Source organism: Bdellovibrio sp. NC01 (assembly GCF_006874625.1).
Taxonomy (GTDB): domain Bacteria; phylum Bdellovibrionota; class Bdellovibrionia; order Bdellovibrionales; family Bdellovibrionaceae; genus Bdellovibrio.
The window spans coordinates 2,119,842-2,138,062 of the sequence record NZ_CP030034.1 but is presented as its reverse complement, the minus strand read 5'-3'; the positions used below and the strand labels follow the sequence as shown (position 1 = coordinate 2,138,062).

The 18,221-nt window shown below is 39.3% G+C and carries 22 protein-coding genes; 15 read left to right on the top strand and 7 right to left on the bottom strand.

The window, feature by feature from the left end; translation table 11 throughout:
* The first annotated feature begins 511 nt into the window (after positions 1 to 511).
* Positions 512 to 736, top strand: coding sequence for a hypothetical protein (locus DOE51_RS10260; protein WP_142696474.1), 225 nt, complete (start codon positions 512 to 514; stop codon positions 734 to 736).
* A gap of 347 nt (positions 737 to 1,083) precedes the next feature.
* The gene (locus tag DOE51_RS10255) at positions 1,084 to 1,386 is read left to right on the top strand and encodes a hypothetical protein (RefSeq protein ID WP_142696473.1); all 303 of its coding nucleotides are present in this window, start codon (positions 1,084 to 1,086) and stop codon (positions 1,384 to 1,386) included.
* A 119-nt stretch (positions 1,387 to 1,505) separates the two neighbouring features.
* Here DOE51_RS10255 and DOE51_RS10250 read toward each other — a convergent pair whose 3' ends face one another.
* A complete protein-coding gene (locus DOE51_RS10250) occupies positions 1,506 to 2,129 on the bottom strand; it encodes a murein L,D-transpeptidase family protein (RefSeq protein ID WP_142696472.1) in 624 nt (207 codons plus the stop codon).
* A 153-nt stretch (positions 2,130 to 2,282) separates the two neighbouring features.
* Here DOE51_RS10250 and DOE51_RS10245 point away from each other — a divergent pair, with 153 nt between their 5' ends.
* The 3 genes from DOE51_RS10245 to DOE51_RS10235 all read left to right on the top strand — a co-directional run bounded on the left by DOE51_RS10245 (position 2,283) and on the right by DOE51_RS10235 (position 4,445).
* Positions 2,283 to 2,870, top strand: coding sequence for a hypothetical protein (locus DOE51_RS10245; protein WP_142696471.1), 588 nt, complete (start codon positions 2,283 to 2,285; stop codon positions 2,868 to 2,870).
* A 2-nt stretch (positions 2,871 to 2,872) separates the two neighbouring features.
* Positions 2,873 to 3,445, top strand: coding sequence for a hypothetical protein (locus DOE51_RS10240; RefSeq protein WP_142696470.1), 573 nt, complete (start codon positions 2,873 to 2,875; stop codon positions 3,443 to 3,445).
* 265 nt (positions 3,446 to 3,710) lie between these two features.
* The gene (locus DOE51_RS10235; RefSeq protein WP_142696469.1) at positions 3,711 to 4,445 is read left to right on the top strand and encodes a hypothetical protein; all 735 of its coding nucleotides are present in this window, start codon (positions 3,711 to 3,713) and stop codon (positions 4,443 to 4,445) included.
* 32 nt (positions 4,446 to 4,477) lie between these two features.
* Here DOE51_RS10235 and DOE51_RS10230 read toward each other — a convergent pair whose 3' ends face one another.
* The 3 genes from DOE51_RS10230 to DOE51_RS10220 all read right to left on the bottom strand — a co-directional run bounded on the left by DOE51_RS10230 (position 4,478) and on the right by DOE51_RS10220 (position 8,285).
* The gene (locus DOE51_RS10230) at positions 4,478 to 5,407 is read right to left on the bottom strand and encodes a hypothetical protein (protein ID WP_142696468.1); all 930 of its coding nucleotides are present in this window, start codon (positions 5,405 to 5,407) and stop codon (positions 4,478 to 4,480) included.
* Positions 5,408 to 6,014: 607 nt separating this feature from the next.
* Positions 6,015 to 6,611: a hypothetical protein gene (locus DOE51_RS10225; RefSeq protein WP_142696467.1), complete on the bottom strand. Its 597-nt coding sequence runs from the start codon at positions 6,609 to 6,611 to the stop codon at positions 6,015 to 6,017.
* A 231-nt stretch (positions 6,612 to 6,842) separates the two neighbouring features.
* A complete protein-coding gene (locus DOE51_RS10220) occupies positions 6,843 to 8,285 on the bottom strand; it encodes a hypothetical protein (RefSeq protein ID WP_142696466.1) in 1,443 nt (480 codons plus the stop codon).
* A gap of 145 nt (positions 8,286 to 8,430) precedes the next feature.
* On the opposite strand from DOE51_RS10220, the gene DOE51_RS10215 reads away from it, so the two are divergent.
* From DOE51_RS10215 to DOE51_RS10200, 4 genes are all read left to right on the top strand, one after another.
* On the top strand, positions 8,431 to 9,429 hold the full coding sequence (locus tag DOE51_RS10215; protein WP_142696465.1) for a hypothetical protein: 999 nt from the start codon (positions 8,431 to 8,433) through the stop codon (positions 9,427 to 9,429).
* Positions 9,430 to 9,445: 16 nt separating this feature from the next.
* Positions 9,446 to 10,039, top strand: a complete 594-nt coding sequence (locus tag DOE51_RS10210) for an NADAR family protein (protein ID WP_142696464.1) — start codon at positions 9,446 to 9,448, stop codon at positions 10,037 to 10,039.
* 290 nt (positions 10,040 to 10,329) lie between these two features.
* The gene (locus DOE51_RS10205) at positions 10,330 to 10,527 is read left to right on the top strand and encodes a hypothetical protein (RefSeq protein ID WP_142696463.1); all 198 of its coding nucleotides are present in this window, start codon (positions 10,330 to 10,332) and stop codon (positions 10,525 to 10,527) included.
* Positions 10,528 to 10,533: 6 nt separating this feature from the next.
* Positions 10,534 to 11,223 carry a hypothetical protein gene (locus DOE51_RS10200; protein ID WP_142696462.1) on the top strand — a complete coding sequence of 230 codons (690 nt, stop codon included), beginning with the start codon at positions 10,534 to 10,536 and terminating at the stop codon, positions 11,221 to 11,223.
* An 8-nt stretch (positions 11,224 to 11,231) separates the two neighbouring features.
* Here the strand turns inward: DOE51_RS10200 and DOE51_RS10195 are convergent, their stop codons facing one another.
* Positions 11,232 to 12,176 (bottom strand): hypothetical protein, encoded by a 945-nt coding sequence (locus tag DOE51_RS10195; protein WP_142696461.1) that lies wholly within the window; start codon positions 12,174 to 12,176, stop codon positions 11,232 to 11,234.
* A gap of 152 nt (positions 12,177 to 12,328) precedes the next feature.
* Between DOE51_RS10195 and DOE51_RS10190 the strand changes: the two genes are divergently transcribed.
* Both DOE51_RS10190 and DOE51_RS10185 read left to right on the top strand, forming a co-directional pair.
* Positions 12,329 to 13,063 (top strand): hypothetical protein, encoded by a 735-nt coding sequence (locus DOE51_RS10190; protein ID WP_142696460.1) that lies wholly within the window; start codon positions 12,329 to 12,331, stop codon positions 13,061 to 13,063.
* A 205-nt stretch (positions 13,064 to 13,268) separates the two neighbouring features.
* On the top strand, positions 13,269 to 13,814 hold the full coding sequence (locus DOE51_RS10185) for a hypothetical protein (RefSeq protein WP_142696459.1): 546 nt from the start codon (positions 13,269 to 13,271) through the stop codon (positions 13,812 to 13,814).
* A 776-nt stretch (positions 13,815 to 14,590) separates the two neighbouring features.
* Here DOE51_RS10185 and DOE51_RS10180 read toward each other — a convergent pair.
* Together DOE51_RS10180 and DOE51_RS10175 are read right to left on the bottom strand one after the other, a co-directional pair.
* Entirely contained in the window at positions 14,591 to 15,136 is a 546-nt protein-coding gene (locus DOE51_RS10180) for a hypothetical protein (protein ID WP_142696458.1), read from the bottom strand.
* 15 nt (positions 15,137 to 15,151) lie between these two features.
* Positions 15,152 to 15,841, bottom strand: coding sequence for a hypothetical protein (locus DOE51_RS10175; RefSeq protein WP_142696457.1), 690 nt, complete (start codon positions 15,839 to 15,841; stop codon positions 15,152 to 15,154).
* A 218-nt stretch (positions 15,842 to 16,059) separates the two neighbouring features.
* On the opposite strand from DOE51_RS10175, the gene DOE51_RS10170 reads away from it, so the two are divergent.
* From DOE51_RS10170 to DOE51_RS10155, 4 genes are all read left to right on the top strand, one after another.
* Positions 16,060 to 16,488: a hypothetical protein gene (locus tag DOE51_RS10170; RefSeq protein WP_142696456.1), complete on the top strand. Its 429-nt coding sequence runs from the start codon at positions 16,060 to 16,062 to the stop codon at positions 16,486 to 16,488.
* Between the two features lie 107 nt (positions 16,489 to 16,595).
* Positions 16,596 to 17,228 carry an FG-GAP repeat protein gene (locus DOE51_RS10165; RefSeq protein ID WP_142696455.1) on the top strand — a complete coding sequence of 211 codons (633 nt, stop codon included), beginning with the start codon at positions 16,596 to 16,598 and terminating at the stop codon, positions 17,226 to 17,228.
* A 3-nt stretch (positions 17,229 to 17,231) separates the two neighbouring features.
* On the top strand, positions 17,232 to 17,561 hold the full coding sequence (locus DOE51_RS10160; protein WP_142696454.1) for a hypothetical protein: 330 nt from the start codon (positions 17,232 to 17,234) through the stop codon (positions 17,559 to 17,561).
* The gene (locus DOE51_RS10155) at positions 17,551 to 18,144 is read left to right on the top strand and encodes a hypothetical protein (protein ID WP_142696453.1); all 594 of its coding nucleotides are present in this window, start codon (positions 17,551 to 17,553) and stop codon (positions 18,142 to 18,144) included. Before DOE51_RS10160 ends, DOE51_RS10155 begins: the two co-directional genes overlap by 11 nt.
* Positions 18,145 to 18,221 lie beyond the last annotated feature (77 nt).

Here is an 18,221-nt window from a genome sequence, read left to right as displayed (position 1 = left end):
GAGATACCGTTCTCTGATATTCAATCTATTAGAAAATCAAAGCTAGGTGCCCCATTCTTTATTGTATTGAAAAATGGAATGGAAATTTTCTTTTCATATAATTTCAAATTGAACTCTTCAAGTCTTAATGACGATGAAGTTGCTCTCATTAGAAAATTAGGTGGAACAACTTATCTTCAAAATATTGTTTTTCTAAAAGCAATCCTCGAATCTAAAATCAATAAATGACCACTTTCGAATTTTACGGCAGCATAGCGTTTATCATTCTATTTGTTGTTGGCTTTATTCCAGCGATAAGAAATTTTCTGGCTGTTTACAGGGTAAAATCTGATTCTGTACCTCGGGCACAAAGAATATTCTCTTTATTGTTTATTGGAACGAGTATCGTTTGTATGCCGATTCTAGTGGGGTTTCTCGTATACCTTTTAGTTACGAGGACGCACGGAACTCAGTAAACATCTGTGTTGGGTCTTATTGTTATGAACTTGGCTGTTTCTGACGGGAGCAATAAATGACCAGCTTTGAATTCTACGGCTCTATCGCGATGATATTATTTCTGATGGTGGGATTCTTTCGTGCCATCAAGAACTTCAAGTTCGTCTACTACCGTAAAGGTGCTTACGCTTCTGAAGGAGCTAGAAAGCTTTATCTCATATATGCGGGGATAGGTATCGCAGGTATTCCATTCGTAATTGCCGTTTTAACTTATTTGTTAATCACGAGAGGGTTAAGATAGGTTTGAACAAGGTCGAAATCATTGGAAGCATAATTTTTATTATAATTGGAATCATCGGTCTGAAACCGATGATCTTCAATTTTAAACAAGCTTACAATCACCAGATCCCCAATATTTCAGAAGCTCGAAGAATTGCCTTGGTTATCTACTTCGGGCTTGCGATATTACTATGTCCTTTTGTGTGCGGATTGCTAATTTACCTAATGTACATCCGATTGAATTAATGGTGACAGTTCCGGCGCAGTCAGCATTCGGACATAGAAGGAAATTAGTCAACTCGCCACCAGTCCCTAATCTTTGAATTAAAAAGCTCCTGTCGAAACCAACAACCACGACAGGAGTTCAAAATGAAAAAGTTAGTATTTATCGCTCTCGTTCTCATCCCGGGCTTATCTCATGCAGGTTCCATCTCTTGGGTCTCCCAAGATCAAAAGCTCAACATGGGTCGCTGCTCCCTTAAAGTCTGCGCCGAATCCGACCACGGTGTCTCGCTAGAAAAATCTTGTGATTCCATCCGCCCAACCAGCGGCGGCTACACATCGGGCATGATCCATTCCGGCGAAGAACCAGTCTACCGCACAGGCAGTAGCAGTTGCTACTGCAGCTGTGACTTTTCATTTGTCGGCGCGGTGAAGCGCAGTGGGTATTAATCGCGTATATCGCGCACAGTGCTGAGGTCGCGGAGCCACCGAAGCTGAAGTAAGACGATGAGCTCACGACCGCGCACCGAAGGTGTGCAATTGAGTGAGCTCATCGGAATGAAATTAGACTAAGGAAGTTTAGACATCTCTTTCGCTATCTCTGCATAGCGATCTGGAATCCAAGACGCCGCAAATCTTGGTGGCGGCGCTACTTCACCTTTCCTGAAATCAACTGGCGCAAAGATCAACTGCCACTTGCGATAATTCGATTTAGCCGCAAGTACAAATAACTCTTCAATAGCTTCATCACCCATAGCCAGACATCCAATGGAAGCATCACTCCCATGAATCATGATGTCTCCACCCAATTTAGTCCTGCCATCATCATGTGCGTGTCTCAGATCATCAGCGTTCGGGTAGTTCACTCGAAGTGCCAGATGGTATTCACTATTGGGATTAAGTCCTTCGACGCCATAAACGCCTTCAGGAACTTGATAATCGCCTTCGCGAAGTTTCGGACCTGATTTTCCGCTAGCAGCTAATACTGTATAAGTTTTTATAAGAACAAAGTTGTTCGTTAGATCTTTTGCGAAAAGAGAAAGAGTCTTTTGCGATTTGATATAAAGAAGGACTACATCTTGTGGCGGGTAGGTAGCGTGAGCAGCTTCAAAGAATGGACGGAGTTTAGAGTTTACATTTGCCTCGTATTGATAAACACGGTCAGCAACTGTTTTCTTGCCGAGGAGCTTCATTCGGAAATTTGTAAAAATATCTAGCTGTAGAGCGTAATATACACTCGCAATCGCTATAAGCGAGATGATAAGGCCTTTAATGATATTTAAGATCGAAATGGCTTTCACAGGATCTTAGCTTGCCATAAATTGGGTGTTAACTACAATCGGTTTATGGAATTCAAACGCCATTTCACTCTCATTATCGCAAGTCTTGCGCTCTCTGCGTGCGCAACCGACGCCTCCAAACAAACCACCATTAGCTACCAAGACCAAATCTCCTGGGGCAACTGTGAACTTGCTGAAGAAAAAATGCTGCAGGAAAAAGAAGAAACCAAATACTTAAGTTTCTATCAAAATACGATCGGCCAGCTTGGCTACGTGTGTAGTCTTCCAATAACCCTGACTCTTGATGCTGCGTTTATTATAGGTTGTCCAAAGGGTGCTATTGGTTGTGTCGATCCTAAAAAGCCATTCATGCAGAATATGTTTCCATATTCGTATCAGTCATACGAAGTGCTAAAAGATGTCAGATGTCCCGACACTGACTACTACGTTCAGAAATCTTTAGCTGTAGCTCAATGTTATGAAAAGCGTACTGATGAAGCTTCACTTAAAAAGTCACTAGCACTGTTAGATTCAATTCTAATTAATTATAACAGCTATGTGCCAACTTGTATCAGGGATCGCGATGCGATTGTGGTGAAGGATGCACACGACCGTGTAATGAGCAAAATCGCTGCTGGAGATACGAAGAAGTAGTTATGTTTAAAGCTTTGCTTCTATCTATAGCAGTATTGTTTCTTCTTTCTTGTATTTCTGAAGAAAAGAAGTCTTCTGTTGATTTATTCACCACTCAAATCCAAGAAAACAAATGCGAAGAAGCGGAAGCTCGCATTCCACTTGAAACTGATCAAAACCAATTCATAAGTCTTTCAAAAAAGTCTTTTGGCTACGTGGTTTACGGTGCGACAGTTCCCGTGACTGTGGGACTAGATGTTTTGTTGGCAATTCCGTGTGTGAATCTTTCTGGCTTTTGCAAAAAGGGTGATCCAATTTTTGTGTCACCAGTTGTCTACGAAAAAACTAAAGATTTGAGATGTCCCGATACGCGTTACTACGTGAATAAGGTGATGGAACTGTCTTCGTGTTATGAGAAGCGGGGAGATAGGGGCTCGCTTTTAAAATCTCTTGATCTCGTGAATGCTATTGTTGAGAGATATGATGATGGGCCAACGTGTGTGAGCGATAGGGATGCGGAGAGTGCCAAGAAGTTGCAATTGAGAGTGCATGGGAAGATGCGGGAACTCAAAGTAACTTGCGGGAATTTACGGTAAAATCCCAAGAAATAAATTGTGCGTAACGCTGAGTCGTTACAATAAATTAGTAAAATCATTCAAGTCTCTGAATTGTCTAAAAAATTCTAAAGTAGGTCGATTTTTTTCGAACTCCCATCCTTGACTTAAACTTCAGTCCGCTTATTTTGCTTCTGTGGAGGATTGATGGAGTTGCTTGTTGTAGGGATTGTAATTGGTGGTGGGTTAGTTTTTTTCGGTCTGTTGAAGTTTGCTAAGGTTCTAAAACAGTAGTCAGAGTAAAAACATGGAATTTGAAATTGTAGTTCAACGTAGCGTCTTATTAAAGACAGTCATGTCTCCAATGCATCTCAAGATGGCTGGATTCTACGCAAGCGAGTGTCGCAAGATTGAAAACAGTTTTGCTGAGTGCGGATTTGATTACGGATACCAGATACGAAACTATGAATGGCTACAAGGATTCAGTGCCAGCTGTTTTATGAGTTGCGCGGCTTTTATGGAATCTGCAATCAATGAATTAATAAGCAAGGTTGTTGATGAGTCAGAAGGTGAACATCCTCTGAGCAAAGTCATCACACCTGATCAGGTCCAGTTGCTGAAAGAAGAAAAGGAGAAAAAGAACCTTTTTGATAAGTGCGACAGGCTTGCTGAAATTCTTGGCCAAAAGAGAATGGATCGAGGAAGTGCCATTTTTCAAAATGCTGCGGGAGTAATGGCTGTCCGAAATTCATTAATGCACTATAAGCCATATTTGGTGGAAGTTGAGCGTACAAATGGTTTTGAAGGTGATGAAGTCGATGATCGCAATCACATCGTGAGTCTTGAAAAAAGACTCAAAGGGAAGTTTGAAGATTCCGCATTCTTTAGAAATGATTCGCAACCTTACTTTCCGCGAAAGTGTTTAGGTGCCGGTGGGGCTGAGTGGGCAGTGAAGGCTGTTCAGGAGTTTGTGCTGGAGTACTATAAGTTGATAGGCGCAGACTCGGGGAGTCTGCGAAGGATATGCAACATTGAGGATTAGTTGATTCAATGGGATATTTGTTCTGATAGACTTTATTTTTTGTTTTTTGTTTTCAGTGAAGTTGGAACTATTGATTTCGTAGTTTTAATTCTTCCTCCATTTCCAGTGAATACAAGTGCCGTCCATCGTTTCATTGTTTTTTCCTCTATCTCTTCTTTAATTGTTCGAGGAGATTTGAAGTTGGATGTCATATAAAAAATGGAGATAAAATTATTCCAGTCTTTTGAGTCGCTATATCCATGAAAATCTGCATAAAGTCCTTCCATTGCCGTTTTTAATTCCCTTTCTGAGTCGATAAATTTAAACTCTATTGCAGTCGCAATAGATTTAATACCTCCATCGGGAATATAAGTTTTGAACGCTTGGTTTATGGATGGTCTTTTAATAAAATCTTTTCCAAAGTTACCTTCCAGAACTGAATGCATCACGTTTTGAATTTCCAACTCATCTTTTGGATTAGGGCTTAGTTTTTCTAAGTAAAATGGCGTTTGTTCAAGTTGTCCTAATAATATTCCTCGGATAGGTGAGTGAGTAATTGACTCAAACCCTGTTTCGTTATCTCCCAAAAGAGAGCTAATGATCTTGATTTCATTATCAATAATATCGACAGCTTTACAGTCGAAAACGTCGTAATCAGCATTGAATTCCAATTCAAATTCATTTTTGGAATTTCTAAGCTGTTCGACATTTTTTATAAACCGGTCACGATTGGCATTTAGCTGCAAGAGATCGAGGCAAGAAATGACTGCGTTTATTAGAAAGTTTATTTTGTGTTGAATTGATGCGTGGTATGACGCTTCTTGGAGATCTAAATAGTAATCATTGCGCGCCTCATCTTCATCGTCGCCATAAGGATATCCACGCTTGTGCATGACTTGAACCAATGCAGCTTCGTCTTTTCCAATTTGTTTACGATCTTTTTGAATTAAAGTAATCAAGCTTTTGATGTTTAGCGGACTCATTTAGAATCTCCGTATGTAGGTAGATTTCTTCTAACGAATAGATATCTGTATTGGTCTTTTGGTTCACCTTTATAAGTGTTGGTAAAGTAAACGTGTTGTTTGTGAATTTCTTCGTGTCGTTTTATCAAGTTGTCTAACTCAGTGCTTGCTGTCGAAACTTGTTTGTCATTGATGAGTGTATGTATTCTCTGAAGGTTCTGAATATTATCACGATAATGATCGCTTAAATTACCCAACAAGGCTTTAAGAGTTTGCTTGTATTCTTTAATTTCAGACAAGTCAGTTTCAAGTTTTAAATCTCTGATGGATATCCGATATTCTACCGAATTCATGAAGTTCCGGTACAATTCCCGAGCTAAAGGCATTCCGAAAAGATAAATTAGAGTGAAACCTAAAGGTATTATTAGTAAGCACCACAGATTAGACTGTTTTAAATAGCCTTGAATTAGCTCTACGCGATTTCTAGATGGATCTCCGAAAACTGTCGTAATGGGTATTTGCCAATTGGTTATTAGCCACGCGGTTATGAACGTTCCGCTGATAGGGGACTCAATTCTGTCGCTAATTGACTTTAATGTTTCCGTGAGCACAAATTCCTCTAGTCATTTTAAGAAATCGAAGTTAAATAACGGACAGTCTTGCCGTCATATTTCCCTAAAGCTTGCCCATATGTTGTGAGCCAGTAGTCTTGTAGCCATTTATATTTTAAATAGTGATTGGGATTATCTATGGTAAGTTTATTTAGAATTTCAACATGGTCGTCGAGTCTATCCTGGATAACCTGAATGCGTCCTTCCTTCGCGCGAAGAAAATCAATAAAGAAAGGGATATCTTTTTGTAATTTGCCGAGACCATTATCACCGAAGCGGTCCCAGTTATATAAAGCTTGCTGACCGGAATCTTGATAAATTTGATTCACACAAAGAATTAGGTCGGCATGCGTTTCAAGATTGAGTTCTTTAATTAATCTTGAACTCACAATTACTCGTGGATATTTGGCTTGTAACTCGAGTTCATACGCCTCAATATAAGCAGGACCTATTACTACCTTTTGATTTAGGTCAAAATGAACTTTTCCTATCGATACTCCGCCACGGAGAGGGATTTCGGAGAGAAAAAGATCAAATTGTATTCGACCGATCGCAATTAAGAAATCTGCGACCTCTTTCGGCGTAAAAGAGGTTTGCCCTTCAGGAATCTTCATTCCCAGTATTATCGAATCACTTATGATAAGAGTTTGTATCTCTTTCTTACCATCGATTTCCTTGAGTGCTTTAGTAGCAGTTGTGCACACGTCAAGTATTCGAGAGAGTTTTGATGTGTCTCCAGATCTATCTGACTCTTTGCAGATTTCTTTGAAACCTAATATGTCGAGGAAGGCGATTAGATAATGTTCGTAGTTAATTTGCACTGTAGGTCCTGTATAGATTCTATCTTACGCTAGTTGAATTCTGTTTTTTTTAGTTCTGATGATTTCTTCTAATTCCTTATGACTTCCCTGAACATACTTGTGAAGGCTTGTGATCAAGTCTTCATCGGTGAGTGGAATGATCAGGCCGCGATTGTCTCTGTACGTATCTTCACAAGTTTTTATAAATCTATCATTGTCATCGATCGATCGGCATAAGAGTAAGCCAACTAGTCCCCTTTGAGGACTAAATCGGCCGGCGAGTTGATCTAGCTCGGGATTTGCAACTTGTCTTGAATAGTTTTTGCATTCAGCGAAAACGTGCGGACAAAGCGTTTTAGGATGTTGTGCCAATGCATTAAAGACTCCAGCCTGAGCCGAATTTTCAAATGCAATATCAATTCTCTTCCGACCATCGTGAATTTTAACTTCGGTGCGCGGATTGAAAAGACTGGGGTACAGTAAGAAGCTGAGAATTCCAGTGACTAATTTATGGTATTCCGTTGCGTGGTCGTTACCTGGATGAATACTGTTGAGCTCAGTTATTAAGTGATTGCAAAGCTGGTGAATCTCAACTTCTCCATCGTCAATATCATTTCCTTGCAGGGAAGATTCGCCGCCGCTTACAAAAGCAGATTTGAATCTATTGAAAATCTCAGGATGTTTTCTTGAGAAAATGGAAAGATTCATTTTTGTGCCACTTTGTGTTTTTGCGACGTCCTTTTTTAATACATAGGGATTGTTAGATATTTTTCTTCTTTGTACTAAAGGGCCACCGTTTTTCAATTGCTCTTCTCTCAAAAATTCTAATACATAGTGGTGATAATATTCGTGAGATGTATATCTTTCTGACAAGGAAACTATTCGTTTGGGTACAAGTAAAATTTTCTTATGATCTATAATTAGGGCTTTATCGTAACTTTGAGCCCAATTAGATTCTTTACGATCCCAGTAGTGACCAGATGCCACATTGTCTGTGAGAGGTATTTCCCAGAGTTGGCATTGGCTAATTGTGTAGTCTATGAGTTGTCGACGTATAATATTTGTGGTCATGTCTGATAATCGATCTTTATCGAAGTCATCCACAAAGATTCTAATGTCTTCCAAATCCTGTACTAATCCAGATTGGATCGCTTCACTTTCAAGAATGCCCTGGAAGATTTCGTCCGCGTTTGATTTTGTGACTCCGGTGCCTTGTCCAGTTGGTGATAGGCCAAGGAAAGTTTCTTTGGGCTCTTTTAATTGTCTAAATAAATCCCGGGCGGTTTCAATTTCATCTGCCTGGATCAACTCTGAAATTGTTGTGAAGAAGTTTCTTATTGATTCGTTAGCTTCCTGGCAAAATCTATCAGGCCACTTTTTGATGAAGTTTGGATCAAGAAACAGTGGAATGTCTCGATCTGTGTGGATGTCCACGAAGTCGAGTTCAAATTGTGTACGTCCGAGTTTAAAGTGTTCGCTTATTTTCATTTAAGTATAATCGGCGATAGCTGAATAATTGTTTATATCCGCTATGTGTCTGTTTGAGAAGTGTAACATAAACATTGAACAATTTATTTTGATTAAACTTAAGTCTGTATATGCCGATTTTCCGTATTACTTTAGGTAAGGATCTATGAAAAAGCTTATTACAGAACTTGTAGAAATTGCGGGCGACTATTCGCGAGTCGATTTTAATTCTGAACACGTAAAACAGTGGATCGGACAGTTTGATAGGGGATTAAGAGAACCAGTACTCTCTGAATTAGTGCATGTATTGAATAGAACTTATTTAACTTCTGAGTCGATGGTTCATTACCTACAAAGTATGTTGACGTCTAAGGCTATAATCGGACTTGATGATCCCAGTGAATTCTGGGGTGATACGGAGATTTTAAACATTCAAGACAAGGGTGAGAGTCAAAAGTTTCTTGTTGCTGAATTTGGAAAGATACTAAATGAGGAATTGGATATAGATATCGATACTTGCGGCGCAGAAGAAGTCCGTAGGTTTTTGTATCTCGATGATGGACTCTTCTCTGGTAATACCGTCAAAAACGATTTATGTAATTGGTTAGATTTGAAAGCTGAAGACCTAGTAGGTGAGGAGTTTGAAATCATAGTCATCACGTTTGCGAGTCATACTTTAGGAAAATGGATCGTAAAAGAAGCTATTGAAAGTAAAATTTCAGAGTTAGAATTGAATGGCAAATATCGATCGTTACATGTGAAGAAATTTAGAAATAATGTAAATGTTCGCGATCAATCTGATGTCCTGTGGCCAGTTCAGCATGATTTTGAAGAAGAGGTTAGAGACTTCGTGGTTGAATTAAATAGTAACGGACTTAAGGCAGTAAATTTTCGTACAGGAAACGATGTTGGGGAAAATTCCTATTTCTCGACTGGCTCTGCGCGACACATTCTCGAAAATGCTTTACTACACAAAAGTGTACAGATTAGGAATGAATCTGGAAATTTTAAACGTGCTCATAAGCCATTAGGTTTTACTAGTCATAATTCTCTGGGATTTGGTTCATTATTCGTGACACACAGAAATTGCCCTAATAATTGTCCTTTAGCGCTTTGGGCGGGAACAGATAACTGGTATCCTTTATTTCCGAGAAAGAATAATTAATTTGGCGAATCCGGATTTGAGAAGTTACATTTCAGAGCAGTGCATTGTTTTCTGGAAAACCAAGGAACAATATGGTGGTCTATCAAATATGGCTGGAGGATTTCCCGTTGTAGTTAACGGTTTGCGAATTTCAACAGTTGAGGCGCTCTATCAAGCATGTAAATTTTCTGACTATCCTCGAATTCAGCAAGCGATCTTTGATCAGTCGAGTCCCATTTTTGCGAAAAAGGTAACGAAGCCTCATCAGGATAAAATCCGCGCAAATTGGGAGAATGAAAAGATTCAAATAATGAGGTGGTGCCTTAGAGTTAAGCTTTATCAAAACTGGGATAAGTTTTCAGAACTGTTAAAATCCACGGGCAATAAATCAATTGTTGAGTATTCTGATAAGGATAATTTTTGGGGAGCAATGCCAGTAGGAGACGGAGTCCTTGAAGGGACAAATGCTCTTGGTAGACTACTTATGCAACTTAGAGAAGACATGAAGAGACCTAATGGTTTCTCGGAGTCGAGTGTTGTTCCACCGTTTAGGAATCTAAAGATTCTTGGTCGTGGAATTCAACCTATTGAGAAGATTTCTGGGGAGCCGCAGGGTTCATTTGAATTTTAAATCTAAATCTACACATAATTTACATATATGTTGACAGGGCCTTTTTTAGGCCCTATTTTTGTTTTCAGGAACGGATTCTCCTCTGGAGAAGCTGTTTCAGTCTTATTTTTAAATCATCCAAAGTAATGAGCTTCTGGAGCGTTATCGCTTTGCGATTCCGCGCGCTCATTCCTTTGGAGTTAGTTGATGAGGATGTCCTATTCTTATCCCTTCGGGTTACACGTTGAAATAGCGTCCTGCTATTTCAATCAGCTTCCGGGGGCTACTTCTCACTGTCGCCGGAGGCGTTAATGTCGTTAACGAAGGAGTATTTTGATTATCAGGCTTATTTGCCCGAGGAAGAGGTTCGGCAGTTGGAGTTTATTGGGTTGTCAGAGCTCTTTAAAAGCCAGTGGGGCGTTTTGGATGAGTCGGATGACTCAAGTGTTGCATTGGATCTTGCGACGCCTCTAAAGCCGTTGTCGAACGAAGTATTTGTTCGTCTTTAATTTGTCATGAAGATCTGGTCGTCAGTTTTTCCTTACGTTCCGGCTGATATCGAGTCGATCCTTCGTGTATTTCCTGATGTGAGATTGCCTGATATGGAAGTTTACCGTTGTTTTGAACAACTAGTTGAACATGTTAAGAAGGTAAATATGCCTATTGCGTTTCGTATGGAACTCATCAGAGCATTTGAATACTTTCAAAAACAAAGTCTCACTGATCTCGACCGTCGTGATCCGCCATCTGTTTTGAAACAAAACTGGATGGAACTAAAAAGAAAAACGACTGGTCTTAACATTCTCGAATCTTACCGAGCTGATGAACACTTCTGGCGTATCGTAAAGGCGTTCGTCTATGAAGTGGAGCCTTGCTCTGTCATCATCCCTGAACCTCCAAAGAAAATCGTACCTGAAGAGAAGTGCGACAAGTGGAAGCCGTTTGACTTCTTTAACAACCTCATCAGCAAAATGGAGTCGCGTGTACAGTTCGGGGAGGATGAGAAGTATATGATTCTTTTTGGGCTTTATTATCTAAGAGCTGAAGCTGATGTGGCGCCGGGCAAAAGAGATGATAAGAAGATGAAACAAGTCTGGGGTCGTATACAATCTAAGCTAGAAAAAGTCGGCTTTATGGCCGACTTTAAGAATGAAACCAAGTTGAAGGATACGATTAAATATTTTATTGAAAGGAAGTTTGATTAGCGAAAAGGTTAATTAAAGTAATCTGTTTTTAAAAAGTTTGTTTTACTGATTTCATCTTCAGTAATTACAAAGTATTTTAAATTCTTCGTTGTCATTGGTGAACTTGCGAACATGTTGTTAACTTCATTGCGATAGTGAGTTTTAAGTTCGTCATTGGAGACGACGATTACGACATTTCCAGACGCTTGTCTCCCGGTTGTTTTTTCATAGTCAAAAATTGCTGAGCTAACTTGATTAACTATCTCTTGGAGGCGGGTGCTTTTGCTTGTTCTGTATTTGAACTCAAAAATAATGTCTTTTTCAGTTTTTTCTTTTGAGGCGAGGATTGCATCATACTCACGTCGTTCAAGACGTTTATTGATTAGTAGCTCGTGCGTTAGAATGGGCATTTGTTGAAGCAGGGATTTGATGATCTTATCTTCAATTTCAAATGCTTTCCGCATTGATGCAGTTGCTGAATCTTTGAATGCAATACCCTTCAAGGCATTTTCTTGTTTTACATCTGACGATTTTGTTTCTTTATCTTCTGAGTCATCTTTAAGAGCTCGCTTGCGCTCCTCAGTAGGAGATGCTGCAACTTGATTCTTAGTATTTACGTCATTTTCTTTTTCTTGGAGTTTATTCTTTAAGTCAGCGAGAGTTAGTCGACCTGTTTCATCAATTACCTGTTGGTTTTCGCTCCATTTTAAATAACCTCGCAATAAAATATAAAGTCCGATAAAAAACATCGGAACTGAAATCCAAGGTAAAATTGCAATTATTGTTTTTATTAATGTTGTTCGGTTAAGAATGATTTCTTTTGCTAGAGGAGATAGTTTCTCTAGGGTTTCAATTGATAATTGAAGATCGAAAGTTTCTTTTAAGAACAACCAAGGTATTACGCCAGAAAGTGTTATTAGACCCAGACCTAAAGATGCTCTAAAACGATGTGAATCGCTATAATCAATGTTCACTTATTCTCCTGACATCTATTGATCGGTAAATATTTATATTGAATTACACCCTTTACAAAAGATTCACAGGTATTTGAATGAAGTTCATGAGAAAATATATAAACACAAAGATGTGTATTTATTTGAGACGCCTTTTTTCTTAGGAGGCATTTGTGGCAGAAGACGAATCTCAGAAATCACGATTTGATCTTTTTTTAGAAGCAGCAAAAAACACTGCAATTACCTCCGGCCATAAAATCACAACGTTAACCCAAGTGATTGATCACTCATTCAAAGCCACAGAAATGTCGCGCTGGATGGATATCTCATCAACTGGCGCAGGCTTCGGCGGTCGTTTCCATCGCGTTTTTCACGGTCATGATTTTGTTTCTAACTTTCCGGAAGTCGTAAAACGCTTCGGGCTGAAGAAGGCACTTACGCAATATCCTTTTGAAATCTTCAAAGACGCATCTACTCCAGACGGAGTTCCGCTTCCGGGTATGCAGACGCCGGCAAAGAATAATGTCATCACACCGAAGCAAGCTGGTACCTGGGGAAGTCAAAATCTAGGAAAAGCCTTAGGTGGTGCTGCTGCAATTTATGGAAGCTATAGTCTCTATAAGAATGCAGAAAACGGTGACTTGGTCCGTCCCTCAGTAGCAATTCTAGCTACAGTTGGAGTTGTGACCAAAGTTACAGCGGGTGTTGTTACAGCAAATCCTGTGATACTCGCTAGTGGTGTTGCTGATGTTGCGATCATGACTAAGAACAAAGAACACGTAAAGATCGCTTTCAATGAAATTTCAGTCGCCGTTGTTGCGCAGGGAGAGCGGGTAAAGGAGAAGCTGTTGCCAGATGGATTAGCTGCTCTAACGAACTACAATCTGCGGTTGTTTGATTCGGAGTGAGGTTAAACGAGTTGGGTCGTTTAGTTGGTTGGTTTTGATTTTTGATCGATTGAATTTTGTGGCGATCATCTTTGATGCTCGCGGATTCAATCGATAGAAGTTACTTCAGTTCCAGGGACATGGCGTTCCTTCCACTCTGTCCCTTGCGGGTTGTGGAGTAGTAAGAGTCTTTTGGTTGGCAGTAAAGATGTCGTAAGAGGTGTTAGTGAACTTTATTGGCAGTGACTTCACTAGATTTGATTTAAAAAAGATATTCATTCAAACCTTTGTTCGAAACATGTCATTGTTTTGCATTATTTTAGCCATTTCGTTTTACTGGTTTTATTTGAATTCGTTTACGTTGACCGAAATTTTAGCGGAAGAACGAAAGCTTTTTTTGATTTCGTTATTGGTTTCTTTAGCAATCTCTGTTTTTTGGTTTTTATACGCGAAAAGATCAGTTTCAATCTCAAATGGAACGGTTGTCTTTAATGGCAACAAGACCTTAAAATTTAGAGAACCTATTGTCGTAATCAGGCATCACTGGCCAGCGTGGATCAATCTCCACCTCAACGGAAATAAATATTTAAAAATCTGCGTTGAAGAAAAATCGTCTTTATATTTCTATTCAATTGAGATTGTTCGTTTCAGTCTTGCATCGGAATCAGAACAGTTCGCGCTGAAAGTTGCTAGTGCGGTCGGCGGTAAAGCTTATCGACTTAATAATTTGGGCAGGAAGATTGAGATAAAGAGTGAAGGTTCTGTTTTATGATTTTTAAAGTCAGCGACTATCCTAGTCGGCAATTGAGAAAAGAATTTTTTGTGCGTGGTTGTAAGATCACACTTTTTATTTATTCATTTTTGTTATTGTCGACGGTCTTGGAGTATCTGGTTGACCATAAATTCTTATCGACTCCTCTGTTTAAGTTTTTGCTTTGGTATTCAGTATACCTTGTTCTTACCGTCGTTTTCGTGAGTGTTAGACATTATCATAACTCTAAAAAATTCATATTCATAAATGATGGAATTATTAAGATTGGCAAGAGGAAGCCGTTTGCAGTCGGTAAAGTGAAATGGGTAGTTGTCTCTAGTTTTTTTGGTGGTTTCTGGTCAGGTGAAAATAAAGATTTGGTTTTTCTATATTCCGGATGGTTTCCATATCCGAAATTTAGTTTAATTAAAATTTTAAGTTTCCAAGACACTGACTCTTTTTTCGACAAAGTTTTAGTGGAAATTCCGGGGCCTGTATATCGCAGAAACGTCTGGGACTTGAGAGCGAAGAAGGTACGCTGAGGCGTGGTAGATAGATTCTTTTTAAAATTGATTGAATTTCATGGCGCTCAACTTTGTTGCTCGCGGATTCAATCAATTTCTCTACTCCAGTTCTGAGGCCATGCGGTCTCGCCACACTGTTCGGCAGGGCCGCGAGTAAATAAAAAGAGGCGAGGGTTAGCTCGCCTCTTTTTGCTTCAAAGGATAAAAAACTACAGACTCTTCTTTAATTTTTTATATGACCTCCAACAGTTAAAGTCTCGAACTCACGAAAAACTAATTTAAATTCTGACGATCGGTGATGACCAAACTGTCGAACACGAAAATTTCGCCAATAGTTACTGACTTACTTCTTTCGTGCTGAAGTACTCTAAACATTGCAATCACACGGCCTTGTGAATCATTGTTGTAGATCAAGTAGCAATGTCCTAATTTTACCGGTTGTGTAGAGCTTCGTTCAGCGGTTCCCATTGGGTCGATATCTGTATACGCTAACCACAACAATGGATCTCTTGAGCGATCATACTTAGAATCTGATTTAATTGATTCGCACGATCTTTCACCTAAGTCCCAAATGAAACTGAAATCGTCAGGGGTAACAGTCACTTTGAAGTGGTCTGGAGTATATTTGGAAGTTAAAAAAATGATATCCCAGTTGTTTTTCTTTTGTGACAAATTTCCCTTAGTTTCATAGACGAAGCTGTAAGTGGGATCATTGAAGTTGATCTCTTCTTGTTCATCAGCAGTTAAAGTTACTGAGTCGCTTGCGTTGGAAAATACTGGTAGAGCAAAAAGTGCTAGAGCAATAATTAATTTTTTCATGACATTATTCCTTTATTAGTTAAGTTTGTTTTTACGTGACGATTTTGTTGGAACGGGTTGCTTCAGCAATCCAGAGTAATTTACTTTTTTACCAAATAACTTGGATGCCGATTTCAATTCCACTTCTTGCGATGCTACTTTCGCTTCAGGTTTTTCTTCGCGTTTTGGATTTTCTGATTGATATACTTCATTGATCGGATTGATCGTCTCATACACTGATACAGCGTAGCTCAAGATCAATGTTTTCGTTTTTGGATCAGCGTCTTCTACTTTAAACATGTAAAAGCCGCGAGCTGAATGCGTACTCAAATTGATTGCGTAAGAGTGTCCAACTTGTAAAATCACGTATTGTTGGAACTGTCTTTGTTTATCTCCATCTAGAACAAGTTTTCTTCCGTTGATTTCTTCTAGAGGAAGAATGCCTAAATCTGACATCATGGAGGCAAAGCCACTGTCAGGAGAGCTATCGGGCACAACGATAGGACCTTTTTCGCTCCAAAACGCAAGCTCAAGATCTGCACGGTTTGTTTCGAGTGAGTGCTTAGAGAGAAAGAGCTTTGCTCCAGTGGCAGTTGGGTTCTCGTAAGTCTGTCCAGTTAAGGCAACAGTTTTAATAACATTAACTTCAGGCATGCCGTTTTGGTCAGCCGCAAATGAAGAAGAAACGCTCAAGATAAGTGCTAGGGATACGATCAAAGATTTCATAAAAAGTCTCCGTAAGGTTGTTTGTTAAAGTCGAACACTGACCCATCAAAGCAATACGGTGCCCATCGTAAAACCCTCTTAAAATCGAAAAGAAGGACATTTTTACTGAAAATTCCAGGATTGGAGACCTCAAATCCCGGAACGGAAACTATTAAAATGGGTCGGGGTAGGTATCAGATGTTTGTATAAACATCTATGTGTATATATCCTTTGAAGTAATGGATCTTAAGAAACACCTTCTCATTATTTTAGCTCTCGTAGTTATGAGTGCGGGCTATCTCGCGAGCCAGAGACTTATCAATTTCAAGAAAGATGCGAATTCAACTGTAGCGATCATTACAAGCTTAGAAAACCGTGGCGGTAGCCGAAGCTTTAAAATCGTTCACTATGAATTCGAAGCGGGCGGCCACAAGATTCAAGGCACAACTATTGAGAGTTGGGCTGATTATAGTGAAGGTGTGCAGGTTTTTTATACAATAGATGAAGCAGGTCAGGTTCATCATATCGTTCAGAGCAATTGGGGAGATTGGGTATATTTTAAGCTGTCACTCATTGCTTCAATCTGTTTGGTGATATTCCAATTCATTTCATACATCGTAAATCGCAAAAGAGCTGAACCCCCATTTAAGAAGGCTAATTCGAAATGAAGTCTATATTCAGAGCCTATGAGATTTGGGCGACAATTATTTACTGTCTAATCATGGCGGGTCTTTGGACTCAAACACTCTGCATTTTATTCTTAAGGACTGTGGGGATGATTCCACCTCATTACTGGATTTGGTTTTTGATACCCACCGCAATCTTGATTTTCCTTTTTACGTTTAAATATTTCTTTAAGCCGAAGCCCATACTCATAACTGGTGGTGTTCTCATAATAAGTATTTTTATCGCAGCTGTTTCAACTGTGATGAGTTATGAGCTTCGAGAAATACCTATGTATTATCAACCAAAATCGTGGAAAAAGGTCGCAAACTTTGGATTGTTCAATGCAGATAATAAATGGCGTTACGACGATAAGAACGGGCCATACATAAACGTTTCTGGAGACTTTAATGGTGATGGTATAACTGATTTAGCAGAAATAACTGCAAATCGTGAGATGACTGAAATTGCAGTTTACGTGTTTTGGAATTGCAATAGAAATTCTACTCCTACATTAGCGATTCATGACGAACTCCCAGCAGCTGAAATGGGAATCGAACTTTATAAACCTGGTACATATCAAACAGCTTGTGGTAAAGGGTATTTTGAATGTACTGACGGTGATACTCCAACTGTTACATTTAAATACGACGCAATTAATCTCTTTAAATATGAAAGTGCAAATTCATCTTTATATTGGAATCCTAAAACGCAAAAGTTCGATCAACACTATATGAGTGACTAGGCTGTGGAGTTAACTGAAGGTGGCCTCTTATTTATAGCTGTTTTGGCGGGACTATCGCTCGTCGTGTATTTGCAGATCTTTATCGCTTTGCCACTCAATCAAATTCTTAAAGACCAAACTGACGACATGTCATTCAGTGGACCAAGAGTTGGGGCGCCGTGGATCGCCATCATGGGGTTTGATCAAAAGATCAATGCCGCGGCTGAGAAAAGCAACATTCGTAAATACGTGGTGCTCGGAAGAGTTCTTGTTGTTGTTTGCGCGCTTTTAATTTGGAGAGCGACTACTCCATTGAGTGATTCGATTGTTGAGAGGTTAATCATTGAAGGATAAATACGTATTTTCTTATCGAACAATTGCGCCTACAGTCTCAGACTATTTCCTGATTAACTTGCGCAGGAACAAATTACTTACTTGGAAAGTTGTATTGCTATATATTGTTAGTTTTTCTTGTTTGTGTCTTTTATCAAGGGCCATTTCCAAACAATTCAATATTTCTCTTTATGATGTGGGTTTCGCGTTAGTGCTTTCAATGGTCTCTGTTGTTTTGATGTTCTTCGTTCTTTATATTATTTTTGGGTTATCGCTTCAGAAAGCTCATTGGACTTTCTTAAAAGATAGAATTGAAATCAGAAGTCTGACTGGGACAGCAGGATATTCATATTCCGATATCACTCAAATTGTTATGGAAGCTCCTTACCTGGCGTTCATTTATATCCAACCCAAGGGTCGATTTCTAGTAACACCATGCTGGTTAGGAAATGCTGAAGAAGAGTGGTTGGAATTCATAAGCTTTTTAGAGGTGAGATGTCCTGGTGTAAGTGAAAAAATATTTGTTAAGACCTTTAAAGGGCTAAAGCAAAGCCATGAAAAGAAAACTCCAGCCGAGGCTTACCAGTATTGGAAAGCTCAATAGGTCCAGAATGATATAGTTCTCGATCAAAATTTGACCATCTCGTTCTGATATACAAGAATGTATTTATGGTGGGCTAT

Coding starts and splice junctions, on each gene's coding strand:
- DOE51_RS10260 (WP_142696474.1), top strand. CDS start 512: ATGACCAGCTTTGAATTCTACGGCTCTATCGCGATGATATTATTTCTG.
- DOE51_RS10255 (WP_142696473.1), top strand. CDS start 1,084: ATGAAAAAGTTAGTATTTATCGCTCTCGTTCTCATCCCGGGCTTATCT.
- DOE51_RS10250 (WP_142696472.1), bottom strand. CDS start 2,129: ATGAAGCTCCTCGGCAAGAAAACAGTTGCTGACCGTGTTTATCAATAC.
- DOE51_RS10245 (WP_142696471.1), top strand. CDS start 2,283: ATGGAATTCAAACGCCATTTCACTCTCATTATCGCAAGTCTTGCGCTC.
- DOE51_RS10240 (WP_142696470.1), top strand. CDS start 2,873: ATGTTTAAAGCTTTGCTTCTATCTATAGCAGTATTGTTTCTTCTTTCT.
- DOE51_RS10235 (WP_142696469.1), top strand. CDS start 3,711: ATGGAATTTGAAATTGTAGTTCAACGTAGCGTCTTATTAAAGACAGTC.
- DOE51_RS10230 (WP_142696468.1), bottom strand. CDS start 5,407: ATGAGTCCGCTAAACATCAAAAGCTTGATTACTTTAATTCAAAAAGAT.
- DOE51_RS10225 (WP_142696467.1), bottom strand. CDS start 6,611: ATGAAGATTCCTGAAGGGCAAACCTCTTTTACGCCGAAAGAGGTCGCA.
- DOE51_RS10220 (WP_142696466.1), bottom strand. CDS start 8,285: ATGAAAATAAGCGAACACTTTAAACTCGGACGTACACAATTTGAACTC.
- DOE51_RS10215 (WP_142696465.1), top strand. CDS start 8,431: ATGAAAAAGCTTATTACAGAACTTGTAGAAATTGCGGGCGACTATTCG.
- DOE51_RS10205 (WP_142696463.1), top strand. CDS start 10,330: ATGTCGTTAACGAAGGAGTATTTTGATTATCAGGCTTATTTGCCCGAG.
- DOE51_RS10200 (WP_142696462.1), top strand. CDS start 10,534: ATGAAGATCTGGTCGTCAGTTTTTCCTTACGTTCCGGCTGATATCGAG.
- DOE51_RS10180 (WP_142696458.1), bottom strand. CDS start 15,136: ATGAAAAAATTAATTATTGCTCTAGCACTTTTTGCTCTACCAGTATTT.
- DOE51_RS10175 (WP_142696457.1), bottom strand. CDS start 15,841: ATGAAATCTTTGATCGTATCCCTAGCACTTATCTTGAGCGTTTCTTCT.
- DOE51_RS10170 (WP_142696456.1), top strand. CDS start 16,060: ATGGATCTTAAGAAACACCTTCTCATTATTTTAGCTCTCGTAGTTATG.
- DOE51_RS10165 (WP_142696455.1), top strand. CDS start 16,596: ATGATTCCACCTCATTACTGGATTTGGTTTTTGATACCCACCGCAATC.